Raw genomic sequence first — 15,557 nt, forward strand, 5'->3', positions numbered from 1 at the left:
ATCCCGGAATCTGTTGCGCGACGCGCCTCTAGGATGTACGGGTCGCCCGGCGCCGCACGAGCGCCGGCAGGAGGGACACCATGACCACGCCGCGCACCGTCCTCGTCACCGGGGGCAACCGGGGGATCGGCTTCGCCATCGCCCAGGAGTTCGTGGCCGCCGGTCACCGGGTCGCCGTGACGGCGCGCTCGGGCTCCGGTCCGGAGGGCTCCCTCACCGTCGTCGCGGACGTGACCGACGCCGCCTCCATCGACGCCGCGTTCACGCAGGTCGAGGCCGAGCTGGGCCCGGTCGAGATCCTGGTGGCGAACGCGGGCATCACCCGCGACACCCTGCTGCTGCGCATGACGGAGGAGGACTTCACCTCCGTCGTCGACACGAACCTCACGGGGGCGTTCCGCGTGGTCAAGCGCGCGTCGAAGGGGATGCTCAAGCAGCGCTTCGGCCGCGTCGTCCTCATCTCCAGCGTGGTCGGCCTCTACGGGTCGCCCGGCCAGATCAACTACTCCTCGTCGAAGGCCGCCCTCGTGGGCTTCGCCCGCTCGCTGACCCGCGAGCTCGGCGCCCGCAACATCACCGCCAACGTCGTCGCCCCCGGCTTCATCGAGACCGACATGACCGCCGAGCTCTCGCCGGAGCAGCAGGCGGAGTACCGCAAGAGCATCCCGCTGGCCCGCTACGGCACCGCTGCCGAGGTCGCCAAGGTCACGCGCTGGCTGGCCAGTGATGAGGCGGCGTATATCTCCGGTGCCGTGATCCCGGTCGACGGCGGCCTCGGGATGGGCCACTGACCGATAAGCCTGGAGCTTATATCTGCCGGATATAAGCTCTAGGCTTATGCGATGACCTCCTCCGACGTCGTCGCCGTCCTCCTGGACCTGGTGACCTCCCGCTCCCTCGTCGACCGTGCGGGCGCCCAGCGCGAGATCGAGCAGGGCTTCGCCGACGTGGAGGCCGCGGTCCCGGCGATCCAGCCCCTGCATCCGACGGTCGGCGACGAGTTCCAGGCGATCCACCCCTCCGTCCACTCCGCGCTCCGGGCGACGCTGCAGGCGCGCCTCTCGCTCCCGGCCGGCATCGACTGCCGCGTGGGCATCGGCCTGGGCGAGGTGCGGGTGGTCGGCTCGGGAATCGCAGGGGACCTCGAGGACGGCTCCGGCTGGTGGCGCGCGCGCGAGGCCATCGACCGCGCCCACGCGCTCGAGGACGGCGCCGTGCCCACGGCACGCGGGTGGTTCGTCGCCGGAGACTCGGACGGGAGCGCCGGCGAGGCGGCGGTCAACGCCTACCTCCTCTCCCGCGACGCCCTGGTCGGAGCGCTCAGCGCGCGCGATCGCCGGCTCGTGCTCGGGAGCCTGCGTGGAGCGTCGCAGAAGGAGCTGGGCGAGCAGGAGTCGATCTCGCAGCCCGCCGTCTCGCAGGCGCTGCGGCGCGCGGGAGCGGGCGCCCTCCTCGCCGGCGCGCGCCTGCTGGAGGAGACGTGCTGACGGCGCTGCTGCTCGCCGTGATCGGCCTCGCCGACCTCGCGCGCACGCACCTCCGCCGCCGTGCGGCCCTCCTCGCGATCCCCGTGCTCGCCGCCGCCGCCGTGACCGCAGCGCTCGTCGTCGGAGCCCCGCCGCTCGGTGCGGCGATCGTCGTCGTCCTGGCCGGAGCCTGGCTGCTGACGACCACGACCGTCGAGAACGCGCGGCCGCCCGGGGGGCTGCGCCCGGCCGTCGGCCTCATCGCGGCGGTCCTGGTGCTGACCATCGTCGACCGCGCCGCCGGCGTCCCGACGGCGCCGCTCGCGCCTGCCGCCGTCGCGAACACGCTCCCTCCGCTCGAGCAGCTCGCCCTGGCGGTCGGAGCCGGGCTCTTCCTGCTGGAGAGCGGCAACGTGATCGTGCGGGCGGCGCTGTTCCGCGAGCTCCCGCAGGCCGAGCCCGCGCCGCGTCCGCGCTGGAGCGAGCGGTTCGCGCGTCGCGAGCCGACCGACGCCCGCCTGCCGGACCTCCAGGGCGGGCGCACGATCGGACCGCTGGAGCGGCTGCTGATCGCCGGCCTCACGCTCGCGGGAGCGATCGGCCTCGCCGGTGCCGTGCTCGCCGCCAAGGGGATCGTGCGCTTCCCCGAGATCTCCCGCGACGGCGGCAGCGGGGAGAAGGCGGAGTACTTCCTGGTGGGCTCGCTCGTCAGCTGGGCGCTGGCGCTCGGCTGTGCCGGGCTCGTCGCGACCGCGGGCGGCTGACCCCCTCGAGGGCGGAGGAGACGGGCCTCAGCCGCGGAGGCCGAGGACGGGCAGCAGCTGCGAGAGGTCGAGGCCGCCGACGACGAGGTCGGCGCGCTCGCGCACCAGGGGCTTGGCATTGAAGGCGACGGCGAGGGCGGCGACCGCCATCATCTCCAGGTCGTTCGCACCGTCGCCGACGGCGATCGTGCGCTGCGGCGGAACGCCCGAGAGCGCCGCCCACTCGCGGAGCGCCTCCGCTTTGGCCGCGGCGTCGATGACGGCTCCGTCGACCGCTCCGGTCAGCAGGCCGCCCCGGCAGCAGAGGCGGTTGGCCCGGACGAAGTCGAGGCCGAGCGCGCCGGCGACCGGGTCGAGGACCTCGTGGAACCCTCCGGACACGACTCCGATGCGGCCGCCGACAGCGTGCACGCCGGCCACGAGCTCAGCGGCGCCGGGCGTGACGCGGACGCCCGAGCTCACGCCCGGGAGCACCGACTCGGGGATCCCGGCGAGAGTGGCGACGCGCTCGCGGAGGCTCTCGCCGAAGTCGAGCTCGCCGCGCATCGCCCGCTCGGTGACGGCGGCGACGCGCTCCTCGGAGCCGGCGTGCACCGCGAGGAGCTCGATCACCTCGTCCTGGAGGAGGGTGGAGTCCGCGTCGAGGACGACGAGGAAGCGGGCAGGCGTCGCAGGACGCTCACTCATGGGCCGGTCCGATCGGTCGGGTGGGCGCGCCGGGGCGCAGAGCTCGACCCGTGGGGGTGCTACGGGTGGACGACGACGCCCTTGCCGACGACGGTGATGCCCGACTCGGTCACGGTGAACCCGCGCTCGCGATCGTGGTCGTGGTCCACGCCGACCCGAGCACCGGGCTCGACGACGACGTCCTTGTCGAGGATAGCGCGGACGACCAGCGCGTCCGGGCCGATGCGGACCTTGTCGAAGACCACAGAGTCGGTGACCGTCGCGTTCGACTCGATGACCGTCCAGGGCCCGACGACGCTGCGCTCGATGTGCGCGCCCGAGATGACGGTGCCGAGCGAGACGACCGAGTCGACCGTCGATCCCATGTTGCCCTTGCCGTCGCGGACGATCTTGGCCGGCGGGGAGTTCAGCTGCGACGAGAAGATCGGCCACTGCTGGTTGTAGAGGTTGAAGACCGGCAGAGCCGAGATGAGGTCCTGGTGGGCTTCGAAGAAGGAGTCGATGGTGCCGACGTCCCGCCAGTAGTAGCGGTCGCGGTCGGTCGAGCCGGGGACGTCGTTGAGCTTGAGGTCGTAGACGCCGGCCTCGCCGCGCGCGACGAAGTCGGGGATGATGTCGCCGCCCATGTCGTGGTCCGACGTGGAGGACTCCCCGTCGCGGATGACCGCGTCGATCAGGGCGTCGGCGTCGAAGACGTAGTTGCCCATGGAGGCGAGGACCTCGTGCGGCGAGTCGGCCAGGCCCACGGCGTCCTTGGGCTTCTCGAGGAACTCGGAGATCATCGTCGGCACGATGCCGTCGCCCGCCTCGTCTCCGGCGAGCTGGATGACGCCGAACTGGTCCGCGAGCTCGATCGGCTGGCGGATGGCCGCGACAGTCGCCTTCGCACCCGACTTGATGTGCGCGTCGATCATCTGCGAGAAGTCCATGCGGTAGACGTGGTCGGCGCCGACCACGACGACGATGTCGGGCTTCTCGTCGCGGATCAGGTTGAGGCTCTGCAGGATCGCGTCGGCCGAGCCGCTGAACCAGCGCTTGCCCAGGCGCTGCTGCGCGGGGACCGAGGCGACGTAGGAGTTCAGGAGCCCGGAGAGGCGCCAGGTCTGCGAGACGTGGCGGTCGAGCGAGTGCGACTTGTACTGCGTCAGCACGACGATCTGGGTGAGACCGGAGTTGATCAGGTTGGACAGCGCGAAGTCGATCAGCCGGTACTGCCCGCCGAACGGCACCGCGGGCTTGGCCCGGTCCGCCGTGAGGGGCATGAGGCGCTTTCCCTCGCCGCCGGCGAGGACGATGCCGAAGATCTTCTTTGACTGCATGGCACCACAGTAGGGGCTCGCGCTTCCCCGTGGACCCCGGCTGTCGCCGGGAGAGCGCCTTGTACTACGGTTCGGGGGTGCGAGTCGATCTGCTGACCAAGGAATACCCGCCCGAGGTGTACGGGGGAGCCGGTGTCCACGTGGCCGAGCTCACCAAGGCGCTGCGCAGTGACCTGGAGGTCGTGGTGCGCTGCTTCGGCGCGCCGCGCGAGGAGGCGGGCACATTCGCGTACTCCGTCCCCGCGGAGCTCGCCGAGGCGAACGGCGCCCTGCAGACCCTCGGGGTCGACCTGCAGATCGCGCAGGACGCGGCGGGGGCCGACCTGGTCCACTCCCACACCTGGTACGCCAACGCCGCGGGGCGTCTCGCCCAGCTCCTGCACGGCATCCCGCACGTGGTCTCGGCGCACAGCCTCGAGCCGCTGCGTCCGTGGAAGGCCGAGCAGCTCGGCGGCGGCTACCGCGTCTCGAGCTGGATCGAGCGGGAGGCGTACGAGAACGCCGACGCCGTGATCGCGGTGTCCGGCGGCATGCGCGAGGACATCCTCCGCTCCTACCCGGCCCTGGACCCGGCGAAGGTCCACGTGGTCTACAACGGCATCGACCTCGACGCCTGGCACCCCGTCGAGGACGAGGCCGTCCTCGCCGAGCTCGGCATCGACCCCTCGCGACCCTCCGTCGTCTTCGTCGGCCGCATCACCCGGCAGAAGGGCCTGCCCTACCTGCTCCGCGCCGCTGCGACCCTGCTTCCCGAGGTGCAGCTCGTGCTCTGCGCCGGCGCCCCCGACACCCCGGAGATCATGGCCGAGGTGACCTCCCTCGTCCGCAGCCTCCAGGAGGAGCGCACCGGCGTCGTCTGGATCGACCGCCACCTGCCGCGCCACCAGCTCTCCGCGGTCCTGACGAGCGCGACCACGTTCGTCTGCCCCTCGATCTACGAGCCCCTCGGCATCGTCAACCTCGAGGCGATGGCCTGCGGTGCGGCCGTCGTCGGGACGGCGACCGGCGGCATCCCGGAGGTCGTCGACGACGGCGTGACCGGTCGGCTCGTCCCGATCGAGCAGGTCACGGACGGCACCGGCACCCCCGTGGACCCGGAGCGCTACGTCGCCGACCTGGCCGCCGCCCTCGCCGAGGTCGTCGCCGACCCGGAGGCGGCCAAGCGGATGGGCGCCGCGGGCCGCGAGCGCGCGCAGAGCCACTTCAGCTGGACGCAGATCGCGCGGGACACCCGGGCGATCTACGACTCGCTCGTCTGAGCCTCCCGGCCGCCTCCTTTAGAATGGCTCCCATGCCCAGCGTTGTCTCGTTCGTCGATGTGTCCTTCGTCCGGAACGGCAAGCGGATCCTCGACCACGTGTCGTGGGACGTGGCCGAGGACGAGCGCTGGGTGATCCTCGGCCCCAACGGGGCGGGCAAGACCTCGATCCTGCAGATCGCCGCCGCGCAGAACTACCCCTCGACCGGTGCCGCGCACCTGCTCGAGGAGACCCTCGGCCGCGTCGACGTGTTCGAACTGCGTCCGCGCATCGGCTACGCGTCGACCGCGATGGCCCGCCGCCTCCCGGCCGGCGAGACCGTGCTCGACGTCGTGATGACCGCCGCGTACGCCGTGACCGGCCGCTGGAACGAGGGCTACGACGCGATCGACGAGCGCCGCGCCCGCCGGGTGCTGTCCGAGTGGAAGCTCGAGCACCTCGCAGAGCGCACGTTCGGGACGCTCTCGGACGGCGAGCAGAAGCGCGTCCAGATCGCCCGCGCGGTCATGACCGACCCCGAGCTGCTCCTGCTCGACGAGCCGGCCGCGAGCCTCGACCTCGGCGCCCGCGAGGAGCTCGTCCAGCTGCTGGGCGGCTTCGCGAAGGACCCGGCGTCGCCCGCGATCGTGATGGTGACCCACCACGTCGAGGAGATCCCCGACGGCTTCACCCACGCCCTGCTCCTCCGCGACGGAGCGGTGGTGGCGGCGGGCCCGCTGGCCGAGGCCCTGACCGAGGCGACGCTCGCCGAGACCTTCGGGCTCGACATCGCGCTCACCCGCGAGAACGGGCGCTTCTCGGCCCGCGCCCGCGGCTGACCCGGCTCCGGGGTCCGGGCGCGGCGCGTCTTCTGCGCGCGCTGCCGGTCTGGTATTCTCGGTAGCTGGTTCGGGCCCGTTCGCGGTGCGCCCGCCCTCATCCACCCGTTCCCGTCGACGACAGGTGCGGTTCAGGACCATCGACGACAGGACACGACCATGAAGACCGACATCCACCCCGAGTACTCCGCGATCGTCTTCCGCGACCTCGCGTCCGGTGAGACCTTCCTCACCCGCTCGACCGCGAAGAGCAGCAAGACGATCGAGCTCGACGGCGTGACCTACCCCGTCATCGACGTCGAGATCTCCTCCGCCTCGCACCCGTTCTACACGGGCAAGCAGCGCATCATGGACTCGGCCGGCCGTGTCGAGAAGTTCAACAGCCGCTACAAGAACTTCGGCAAGTAGCACTCCCCGAAGGGCCCTCGACCTCACGGTCGGGGGCCCTTCGTCGTTCCCGCCGGGCGGTCCTCAGTAGCGGTAGAAGCCCTCACCGGTGGCCGTACCGAGGCGGCCGCGGTCGAGGTACTCCGTCTTCAGATGGGCGGCGAACGCCTGGGAGGCCTCGTCCGGCGCCGCGGCGGCGATGGTGTAGGCGGTCCGCAGACCGACGACGTCGAAGATCTGGAAGGGTCCGAGAGGCGCGCCGGTTCCGATCCTCCAGGTCTTGTCGATGGTCTCGTGATCCGCGTAGCCGCCCATGAGCAGACCCGACGCGGCGTTGAGCAGCGGCACCAGCAGGGAGTTCAGGACGTAGCCGGCCTTCTCCTTCTGCAGCCGGACGGGCTCGAGGCCGCTGGCGACGGCGAACTGCACGACGGCGTCGACCACGGCGGGGTCGGTGTCCGCCGTCCCCATGATCTCGGCGGTGTTCTGCGCCCAGACGTGGTTGGCGTAGTGCAGGGCGAGGAAGCGGTCGGGTCGGCCGGTCGAGGCCTTCAGATCGCTGGGGAGCAGCGTGGACGAATTGGTCGCGAAGACCGTGCGCTCGGGAGCGAGCGCACCCAGCCGGCCGTACAGCTCCTGCTTCACGCTCAGGTCCTCGGGGACGGCCTCGATCACGAGGTCGGCGTCGGCGACCGCCTCCGCGAGGTCGGAGGTGAGGCGGAGGGAGTCGAGCGCCTCCTGCGGTCCGCCGGCGACGCCGCCGGGCACCGACTCGTAGACGCCCGAGAGGCCGCGCAGCCGCTCGCGCGCCGATTCGAGGACCTCGTCGGAGAGGTCGTAGACGGTGACGGCGAAGCCGTGGAAGGCCGACTGGAAGGCGATCTGGGAGCCGAGCACTCCGCTGCCGAGGACGGTGACCGTGCGGATCGTGGGCATGACTTCTCCTTGCGAGAGGGGGAGGGGGAGCACGTGCTCACCCGATCCCACAGCGCCGCGGTCCGCGGAGCGAGGGCTTGCGCCGACGCGCAGTCCGTGGCCCTCGGGGAGCCGGCGCGGTAGCGTCCCGGCATGGTGTCCTTCGCCGACAAGCCGATCCTGCCGTTCACGACTCCCGAGGAGTGGGACGCCTACCTCCGCGGCGAGCCCGACCCGGACGGGGTCCGGCTGAAGCTGCGCAAGAAGGCCGCCGTGGATCCGGGGATCACCTACGCCGAGGCGCTCGACGTCGCGCTCTGCCACGGCTGGATCGACGGCCAGGCGGGAGCCTTCGACGAGCAGTTCAAGCTCCAGGCCTTCACCCCGCGGCGTCGCGCGAGCCCGTGGTCCAAGGTCAACCGCGACCACGTCGCGCGGCTGCTGGCGGAGGGCCGGATGCTGCCGGGCGGGCTGGCCGAGGTCGAGCGCGCTCGCGGCGACGGGCGCTGGGACGCGGCCTACCGGCAGCGCGACGCGGAGGTGCCGGACGACCTCCAGCGGGCGCTCGACGCGGATCCGCAGGCCCTGGCCTTCTTCGCGACCGTCGGCGGGCAGAAGCGCTTCGCGTTCCTCTTCCGCCTCTCGCAGCTGAAGCGGGCCGAGACTCGGGAGCGGCGGATCGCGGAGTACGTGGCGCTCCTCCACGAGGGGCGCACACTGGCCTGAGGCGTCAGTGGCGGACCGGCCAGCTCCCGTCGGCGACGAAGGACTCGTCACGGACGCGGCGCATGTACTCCTGGAAGGACTCGGCCTGCGTGCGGCACCAGTCGACCTGGAGCGCGTGCAGGGCCTCCGCGCCCACTCCCAGCTCGTCGGCGAAGGCGCGGCCCAGGGCCTGAGCGACCCGGCCCGCCGCGACGGCGTCGGCGCCCGCGTCGTGCGCCTCGGTGAGGGCGACCCCGTAGTGCTCCGCGGCGAGCGTGAGGGTGCGCTTCCCCCTGCGGTAGCGGTCCACCGCCTTGTCGATGACGAGCGGATCGATGACGGGACTCGGATCCAGGAGCACGGGCACGCCCCAGCGGCGCGCCTCGTGAGCGAGCAGGGACAGGTCGTACGGGGCGTTGTAGACGACGACGGGGATGCCGCGCGCCAGGAGCGAGCGCAGCGCCTCCGAGACCTCGGCCACGACCTCTCCGGCCGGACGGCCGTGCTCGCGGGCGTGCTCGGTGCTGATGCCGTGGACGGCCGAGGCGCCGGCCGGGATCTCGACTCCGGGATCGGCGAGCCAGGTCGTGCCCTCGATCGGTTCGCCCGCCGCGTCGATCACGCCGACGTGTGCGGTGACGATGCGGCTCGTGCGGACGTCGATGCCGGTGGTCTCGAGGTCGAACACGGCCAGCAGGTCGAACCAGCGCGCCCCCTCGGAGGGGACGAGCGCCTGCTCGGCGTCGTCGAACAGCATCGGCTCGGTCTGCGTCTCGGTCGTTCCGGTGGTGCTCACGCCGACAGCCTAAAGGGGGCCTCCGACATCGGCCGGAGGCCCCGCGGCGTGCTGCCGGGTCAGCGAGCCTCGTGCGCCTTGGCGACGTGCAGCCAGAAGAAGCCCTGCGTGCCGAGCGTCATCATCAGCGTGCCGTCGTCCGAGAATCCGGGGAAGCGGCCTCCGCCGAACAGGTCGCTCAGCGTCGATCCGGGGTTCTCGGGGTCGGTGATGGTGACCGAGACCGGGTTGTGGTTGAAGCTGAAGACGCAGAGGACCTCCTCCGGCTGGTCGCCCATCGCCGTGCCCGAGCCCGCGTAGTCGCGCACGAACGCGAGTACCGACTCGTGGTCCGTCTCGAGGACGCGCATCGACCCGAGACCGAACGCCGGGTGGCCGCGGCGCACGTGCAGGACGTTCCGCATCCAGTGCAGCAGGGAGCGCGACTGCGCCAGCTGCGCCTCGACGTTGACCTGGTTGTAGTGGTACACGAGCGACTGGACGATCGGCTGCACCAGCTTGCCGGGGTCGGCGGCCGAGAAGCCGGCGTTGCGATCGGGTGTCCACTGCATCGGCGTGCGCGACGCGTCGCGGTCGTTGAGCCAGATGTTGTCGCCCATGCCGATCTCGTCGCCGTAGTAGAGGAACGGGCTGCCGGCGAGAGAGAAGAGCAGGGCGTTGATCAGCTCGAGCTCGGCGCGCGAGTTGTCCAGCAGGGGTGCGAGCCGGCGGCGGATGCCGATGTTGGAGCGCATCCGCGGGTCGTAGGCGTACCAGCCGTACATGGCCTGGCGGTACTCCTCGGACACCATCTCGAGCGTGAGCTCGTCGTGGTTGCGCAGGAACACGCCCCAGGCGGCGCCGCTGGGGATGTCGAACGTCTCGGAGAGCACCTTCTTCAGCTCGTTCGCCGTCTGCGCGCGGAGCGAGTAGAAGATGCGCGGCATGACGGGGAAGTCGAACGCCATGTGGCACTCGGGCTCCTCCTCCGTGCCGAAGAACGCGGCGACCTCGCGCGGCCACTGGTTCGCCTCGGCGATCAGGATGCGGCCGGGGTAGTCGCGGTCGACCATGGTGCGGAGGTTCTTGATGAACTCGTGCGTGGGCGGCTCGCCCTCTCCGTTGCCCTCGTCCGACTCGTAGAGGTAGGGGATCGCGTCGAGCCGGATGCCGTCGACGCCGAGGTCGAGCCAGAACTTGACCACGTCGTGGATCGCCTCGTGCACGGCGGGGTTCTCGAAGTTGAGGTCCGGCTGGTGCGAGAAGAAGCGGTGGAAGTAGAACTGGCGGCGCTCGGCGTCGAAGGCCCAGTTCGAGTCCTCGGTGTCGACGAAGATGATGCGGATGTCCGGCCACTTGTCGTCGGTGTCGTTCCAGACGTAGAAGTCGCCGTAGGGGCCCTCGGGGTCGGAGCGCGACTGCTGGAACCACTCGTGCTGGTCGCTGGTGTGGTTGAGCGGGAAGTCCATCACGATGCGCATGTTGCGCTCGTGGGCCTTCCGGACGAGGTCGCGGAAGTCCTCCATCGTGCCGAACTCGGGGAGGATCGCCTTGAAGTCGGAGACGTCGTAGCCGCCGTCGCGCAGAGGCGACATGTAGAACGGCGGGAGCCACAGGGCGTCGATCCCGAGCCACTGCAGGTAGTCGAGCTTGGAGGCGAGCCCGTTGATGTCGCCGGCGCCGTCGCCGTTCGAGTCGTAGTACGACCGGATCATCACCTCGTAGAACACCGCCCGGCGGTACCACTGGGGGTCGAGGGCGAGTCCGGGGAGTTGGATCGGCGACGTGAAGCTCACGGTGCTCCTTCTGCTGCTGCCTGAGCGGATGACCGTCTCGCGAGACGGGTGGGCGGTGCGCCGTGTTGCGAGCGCGTGATCATGCTCCCGGCTCGGATCGAGGCCACGCAAGGCGTTGCGGCCAGATCTTCGACGGGCTTTCCCTACGATAAGGAACGCGATGACCACTCCCTCCCCCTACGCCTCCGATCTCGGCCGTGTCCCCGTCCGCGAGGCCGCGGTGGACGTCGCCGGATCCCACACCGCCTACTGGACCTACGGCGCTGCGGACGCCTCGACCGTCCTCGTGCTGGTGCACGGCTTCCGCGGCGAGCACCACGGCCTCGAGCCCGTCATCGCCCGCCTGCTCGCCGGGGGAGCGGACGTGCGGGTGCTCGCTCCCGATCTGCCCGGCTTCGGCGCCTCGACCCCGATGACGCGCCTGCCGCACGACGTGGACGGCTACGCCTCCTGGCTCGGCTCCTTCCTCGACGCGCTGGGGCTCCGCGGCGAGGCGGCCGTCCTCGGCCACTCCTTCGGCTCGATCGTCGCGGCCGCCGCGATCGCCGGGGGCCTGCCGACTCCGCTCCTGGTCCTGGTCAACCCGATCGGCGCGCCGGCGCTGCAGGGACCGCGCGGCGTCCTGACCCGGCTCGCCGTCCTCTACTACCGGCTCGGTGCGCTCCTGCCGGGGCCACTGGGGCGGCGCCTGCTCAGCGACCCGCTGATCGTGCGGGTGATGAGCCTGGCGATGGTGAAGACGAAGGAGCCGGCGCTGCGACGCTTCGTGCACGACCAGCACGACCGCTACTTCAGCGCGTTCGCCTCCCGCGACACCGTCCTCGAGGCGTTCCGCGCCTCCGTCTCCCACGACGTCGGCGAGTACGCGCCCCGGATCGCCGTGCCGACGCAGCTGATCGCGGCGGCGCAGGACGACATCACTCCGCTCGCGGCCCAGTACCGCCTCCTCGAGAGGCTCCCGCACGCCCGCCTGCACGTCATCGACGGCGTCGGCCACCTGATCCACTACGAGACGCCGGACGAGGCCGCCGCCGTGCTGCGGGCGGCCCTCGAGGAGGGGATCGACCGATGAGGATCGTCGTCGACTGCCGGTACACTCGGCTCGAGCGGCACGACGGGATCAGCCGCTACACCGCGGAGCTCGTCCGCGAGCTCGCGAAGCTCCACGACGTGACCATGCTGATCAGCGATCGCCGCCAGCTCGCGATGCTCCCGTCGCTCCCGTGGGAGCGCGTGACCGGGCCGACCAGCCCGTTCGAGCCGTTCGTCGCGCTGCTGGTGAACCGGCTGCGGCCCGACGTGGTCTTCTCACCGATGCAGACCATGGGCTCGCTCGGCCGCCGCTACCGGCTCGTGCTGACCGTGCACGACCTGATCTACTACCGCCACCGCACTCCGCCGCGCGACCTGGCCGCTCCCGTGCGCGCGCTCTGGCGGCTCTACCACCTCGCCTGGTGGCCGCAGCGGAGGCTCCTCCAGCGCGCCGACGCGGTCGTCACCGTCTCGGAGACGACCCGCGACCTGATCCGCTCCCACCGCCTCACCACCCGGCCGGTGGTCGTCGTCCCGAACGCGGCGACCGAGCCCGACGAGGCGAGCGTCGCGCTGGCCGAGTCGCTGCCCGACCGGTCGGGAGCGCGCTCGCTCGTCTACATGGGCTCGTTCATGCCGTACAAGAACGTGGAGACGCTCGCGCGCGCGATGCGCCTCCTGCCCGACTACGAGCTGCACCTGATGAGCCGGGCGAGCGACGAGACCGTCGAGACGCTGCGGGCTCTGGCACCGACCGCGAAGCTGGTGTTCCACCAGGGGGCGCCGGACGCGGAGTACCGCGCGGTGCTCGCGCGGGCGACCGCCCTCGTGACGGCGAGCCGCGACGAGGGCTTCGGGATCCCGCTGGTCGAGGCGATGGCGCTCGGGACGCCGGTCGTGGTGAGCGACATCCCGATCTTCCGCGAGATCGCCCAGGACGCCGCCGTGTACGTCGACCCGTCGAGCCCGAAGGGCATCGCCGACGGCGTGCGGTCGCTCGAGGACGGCACCGTGTGGCGGGCGCACTCGGCCCGGGCGAAGGAACGGGCCGCGGCCTTCTCCTGGCGCGACTCCGCCCGGGTGCTCTTCGGGCTCCTGCAGGACCTCGGCCGGCGCTGACGCAGGCCCGCCGACCGGGCCGCCTCCGGGAGGCGGACCGTCAGGCTCCCGGGGCCGGGCTGAGCACGTCGTCGAGGTCGACGTCCGCCACGACCACGTCGCCGGAGTCGTCGACGCCGACGATGCGCAGGGCGCCGTCGACGATCGCGAAGTCGTGCCGGGAGCCGTTGCCGACCGAGACGCCGTGCACGGGGAGGTCCTCGCTGCTCAGCGCGCGGATCAGGCTGCCGATGACCGCACCGTGCGTGGCGACGACGACGGACGCGTCGGGGAAGCGGTCGGCGACCTCGAGCAGCGCGGCGGTCGCCCGCTCGACGACCTCGGCTCGGGTCTCACAGCCGGGGATCGGTGCGCGCTCGATGCCTCCGGGGAAGCGCTCGGCGAGCTCGGGGCCGGTCATCCCCTCCGCCTCGCCGTAGGCGCGTTCGGCGAGCCCCGGGACGGCCAGCGGCTCGTCGAGGCCGAGACCGCGCGCGATGATCGCTCCGGTGTCGAAGGCGCGCTGCAGCGGACTGGCGACCACCGCGTCGAAGCGCCGCTCGGCGAGCAGCCGCGCCGCCGCCCGCGCCTGGGCGCGCCCGGTCGCGTTGAGCGGGATGTCGCTCCTGCCCTGGATGCGCCGGGCGGCGTTCCAGTCGGTCTGGCCGTGTCGGACGAGGGTGAGCTGGGTCACAGGGGTCTCTCGGGAGGTCGGGTGCGGAGCGGTCAGGAGCTCAGAGGGCGGCGGTGCGACGGGCGGGCAGGCGCTCGGCGAGCTCGCGGAGGACCTCGCTGGTGCCGCCCTCGATCTTGATGCTCGCGCGCGAGTCGCCCTTGGTGGTGCCGCGGTTGACGATCACGATCGGCATCCGGGCGCGACGGGCTATCTCGAGGAAGCGGATGCCGGAGTTGACCACGAGCGACGAGCCGGCCACGAGCAGGGCGTCGGCGCCCGCGACGATGGCGCGCGCCTCCTCGAACCGCTCCGTCGGGATGAACTCGCCGAAGAAGACGATGTCCGGCTTCAGGATCCCGCCGCAGACGGTGCACTCGGGAACGGTCATCGCCGAGACGTCGTGGACCTCCGCGTCGCCGTCGGGGTTGAGCGAGGAGACGTCGGGGTCGTCGAGCCAGGGGTTCAGCTCCTCGATCCGCTCAGCGACCGCGTCGCGGGCGAAGTACTGGCCGCAGGTCATGCAGCGCACGCGGTCCGCCGAGCCGTGCAGATCCACCACACGGCGCGAGCCGGCGCGGACGTGCAGGCCGTCGACGTTCTGGGTGACAACGCCCGTGAGCAGGCCGCGCTCCTCGAGCCGGGCCAGCGCCCGGTGGCCGTCGTTCGGCAGCGTGCTGGTGAAGCGGCGCCAGCCGAGCTGACTGCCGGCCCAGTACCGGCGGCGGTAGTCGGGATCGGCGACGAACTGGGAGTAGGTCATCGGGCTGCGCACCGGCGCGCCGGCTCCGCGGTAGTCGGGGATGCCCGAGTCGGTGCTCATGCCCGCGCCGGTGACGGCGGCGATGCGGCGCCCGCTGAGGAGTTCGACGGCCTGCTCGACCGCGAGCGCCTCGGGGCCCTCGGCGACCGGTGTCGGACTCGACTCCATCCGCGCCTCCTTCGAGGGCCGTTCGAGCGGCCCCTGGACGAGTTTAGTCCGCGCCGTGCCCTAGATTGCCGGGATGCCGATCGTGCCCGTCACCGACCTGGACCACCCGCTCCTCGCCGACTACCACCGCCTCACCGACGTGGCGCTGCGGCGGGTGCTGGAGCCCGACGGCGGGCTGTACATCGCCGAGTCGGCCAAGGTGATCGAGCGCGCGCTCGACGCCGGGCACCTCCCCCGCTCGGTCCTGGTGCAGGAGAAGCGGCTGCCGGACGCGGCCGGGGTGCTCGAGCGTCACCCCGGGGTGCCGGTCTTCGTGGCGCCGGATCCTCTGATCGAGGAGCTGACCGGGTTCCACCTCCACCGCGGAGCCCTCGCCTCGATGCACCGTCCGCCGCTGCGTCCGATGGCCGAGCTGCTGGAGGGCGCGCGCCTCGTCGTGATCCTGGAGGACCTGGTCGACCACACCAACGTCGGCGCCGTCTTCCGCGCCGCGGCCGGCATGGGCGCGGACGCGGTGCTCGTGACGCCGCGCTGCGCGGACCCCCTGTACCGGCGCAGCGTCCGGGTGAGCATGGGGACCGTCCTGCAGGTGCCGTGGACGCGCACGCCCGAGTGGGCTCCGGCTCGCCGAGCTCTGGAGGAGGCCGGATTCTCGGTCGCCGCGCTGGCGCTCGCCCCGGATGCGGTGCCGCTCGACGAGTACGCGGCGGTCCGCCCCGAGCGCGTCGCGATCGTCCTGGGTGCGGAGGGGGACGGGCTCAGCCGCGCGGCGCTGGACGCCTCGGACACCGTCGTGACCATCCCGATGCTGCACGGCGTCGACTCGCTCAACGTCGCCTCGGCGAGCGCCGTCGCGCTGTGGGCGCTGACCCGCGGGCGCTGACCGGCGGGCTCCACCGCGCGGCGGCCCCGAGGCGACCTGCCGCTGACTC

Annotated in this window: 17 protein-coding genes; 10 read left to right on the plus strand and 7 right to left on the minus strand. The window is 72.0% G+C overall.

Annotation, left to right across the window (positions count from 1 at the left end):
• Nucleotides 1-80: 80 nt before the first annotated feature.
• From C5C24_RS08095 to C5C24_RS08105, 3 genes are read left to right on the plus strand one after another with little or no spacing between them, the layout of a single operon-like run.
• A complete protein-coding gene (locus tag C5C24_RS08095) occupies nucleotides 81-791 on the plus strand; it encodes a beta-ketoacyl-ACP reductase (protein WP_104275609.1) in 711 nt (236 codons plus the stop codon).
• Nucleotides 792-842: 51 nt separating this feature from the next.
• The gene (locus C5C24_RS08100) at nucleotides 843-1,487 is read left to right on the plus strand and encodes a SatD family protein (protein ID WP_104304717.1); all 645 of its coding nucleotides are present in this window, start codon (nucleotides 843-845) and stop codon (nucleotides 1,485-1,487) included.
• The gene (locus C5C24_RS08105; protein ID WP_104304718.1) at nucleotides 1,481-2,230 is read left to right on the plus strand and encodes a hypothetical protein; all 750 of its coding nucleotides are present in this window, start codon (nucleotides 1,481-1,483) and stop codon (nucleotides 2,228-2,230) included. Before C5C24_RS08100 ends, C5C24_RS08105 begins: the two co-directional genes overlap by 7 nt.
• 27 nt (nucleotides 2,231-2,257) lie before the next feature.
• Here C5C24_RS08105 and serB read toward each other — a convergent pair whose 3' ends face one another.
• Complete coding sequence (serB, locus tag C5C24_RS08110; protein WP_104275612.1) at nucleotides 2,258-2,917, minus strand: phosphoserine phosphatase SerB; 660 nt, start codon at nucleotides 2,915-2,917, stop codon at nucleotides 2,258-2,260.
• 59 nt (nucleotides 2,918-2,976) lie between these two features.
• Entirely contained in the window at nucleotides 2,977-4,236 is a 1,260-nt protein-coding gene (locus tag C5C24_RS08115) for a glucose-1-phosphate adenylyltransferase (protein ID WP_104275613.1), read from the minus strand.
• Between the two features lie 77 nt (nucleotides 4,237-4,313).
• Here C5C24_RS08115 and glgA point away from each other — a divergent pair, with 77 nt between their 5' ends.
• From glgA to C5C24_RS08130, 3 genes are all read left to right on the plus strand, one after another.
• On the plus strand, nucleotides 4,314-5,495 hold the full coding sequence (gene glgA / locus C5C24_RS08120; protein ID WP_104304719.1) for a glycogen synthase: 1,182 nt from the start codon (nucleotides 4,314-4,316) through the stop codon (nucleotides 5,493-5,495).
• A 32-nt stretch (nucleotides 5,496-5,527) separates the two neighbouring features.
• Nucleotides 5,528-6,313 carry an ABC transporter ATP-binding protein gene (locus tag C5C24_RS08125; protein ID WP_104275615.1) on the plus strand — a complete coding sequence of 262 codons (786 nt, stop codon included), beginning with the start codon at nucleotides 5,528-5,530 and terminating at the stop codon, nucleotides 6,311-6,313.
• 159 nt (nucleotides 6,314-6,472) lie between these two features.
• Nucleotides 6,473-6,721 carry a type B 50S ribosomal protein L31 gene (locus C5C24_RS08130; RefSeq protein ID WP_068253003.1) on the plus strand — a complete coding sequence of 83 codons (249 nt, stop codon included), beginning with the start codon at nucleotides 6,473-6,475 and terminating at the stop codon, nucleotides 6,719-6,721.
• 63 nt (nucleotides 6,722-6,784) lie between these two features.
• Here C5C24_RS08130 and C5C24_RS08135 read toward each other — a convergent pair whose 3' ends face one another.
• A complete protein-coding gene (locus tag C5C24_RS08135) occupies nucleotides 6,785-7,636 on the minus strand; it encodes a 3-hydroxyacyl-CoA dehydrogenase (RefSeq protein WP_104304720.1) in 852 nt (283 codons plus the stop codon).
• 132 nt (nucleotides 7,637-7,768) lie between these two features.
• Here C5C24_RS08135 and C5C24_RS08140 point away from each other — a divergent pair, with 132 nt between their 5' ends.
• Nucleotides 7,769-8,341 (plus strand): YdeI family protein, encoded by a 573-nt coding sequence (locus C5C24_RS08140; protein WP_104304721.1) that lies wholly within the window; start codon nucleotides 7,769-7,771, stop codon nucleotides 8,339-8,341.
• 4 nt (nucleotides 8,342-8,345) lie between these two features.
• Here C5C24_RS08140 and C5C24_RS08145 read toward each other — a convergent pair whose 3' ends face one another.
• Both C5C24_RS08145 and treS read right to left on the minus strand, forming a co-directional pair.
• Entirely contained in the window at nucleotides 8,346-9,077 is a 732-nt protein-coding gene (locus C5C24_RS08145) for a 3'-5' exonuclease (protein WP_104304735.1), read from the minus strand.
• A 98-nt stretch (nucleotides 9,078-9,175) separates the two neighbouring features.
• Nucleotides 9,176-10,891 (minus strand): maltose alpha-D-glucosyltransferase, encoded by a 1,716-nt coding sequence (gene treS / locus C5C24_RS08150; protein ID WP_104275618.1) that lies wholly within the window; start codon nucleotides 10,889-10,891, stop codon nucleotides 9,176-9,178.
• Nucleotides 10,892-11,051: 160 nt separating this feature from the next.
• Between treS and C5C24_RS08155 the strand changes: the two genes are divergently transcribed.
• Entirely contained in the window at nucleotides 11,052-11,963 is a 912-nt protein-coding gene (locus C5C24_RS08155) for an alpha/beta fold hydrolase (protein ID WP_104280615.1), read from the plus strand.
• Entirely contained in the window at nucleotides 11,960-13,042 is a 1,083-nt protein-coding gene (locus C5C24_RS08160) for a glycosyltransferase family 1 protein (protein WP_104304722.1), read from the plus strand. Before C5C24_RS08155 ends, C5C24_RS08160 begins: the two co-directional genes overlap by 4 nt.
• A 40-nt stretch (nucleotides 13,043-13,082) precedes the next feature.
• Here C5C24_RS08160 and C5C24_RS08165 read toward each other — a convergent pair whose 3' ends face one another.
• Both C5C24_RS08165 and C5C24_RS08170 read right to left on the minus strand, forming a co-directional pair.
• On the minus strand, nucleotides 13,083-13,715 hold the full coding sequence (locus tag C5C24_RS08165; RefSeq protein WP_104304723.1) for a histidine phosphatase family protein: 633 nt from the start codon (nucleotides 13,713-13,715) through the stop codon (nucleotides 13,083-13,085).
• A gap of 40 nt (nucleotides 13,716-13,755) precedes the next feature.
• Complete coding sequence (locus C5C24_RS08170) at nucleotides 13,756-14,625, minus strand: Sir2 family NAD-dependent protein deacetylase (RefSeq protein WP_104275621.1); 870 nt, start codon at nucleotides 14,623-14,625, stop codon at nucleotides 13,756-13,758.
• A 73-nt stretch (nucleotides 14,626-14,698) separates the two neighbouring features.
• Here C5C24_RS08170 and C5C24_RS08175 point away from each other — a divergent pair, with 73 nt between their 5' ends.
• The gene (locus tag C5C24_RS08175; protein WP_104304724.1) at nucleotides 14,699-15,508 is read left to right on the plus strand and encodes an RNA methyltransferase; all 810 of its coding nucleotides are present in this window, start codon (nucleotides 14,699-14,701) and stop codon (nucleotides 15,506-15,508) included.
• Nucleotides 15,509-15,557 lie beyond the last annotated feature (49 nt).

The organism is Rathayibacter sp. AY2B3 (assembly GCF_002931755.1).
GTDB lineage: Bacteria > Actinomycetota > Actinomycetes > Actinomycetales > Microbacteriaceae > Rathayibacter.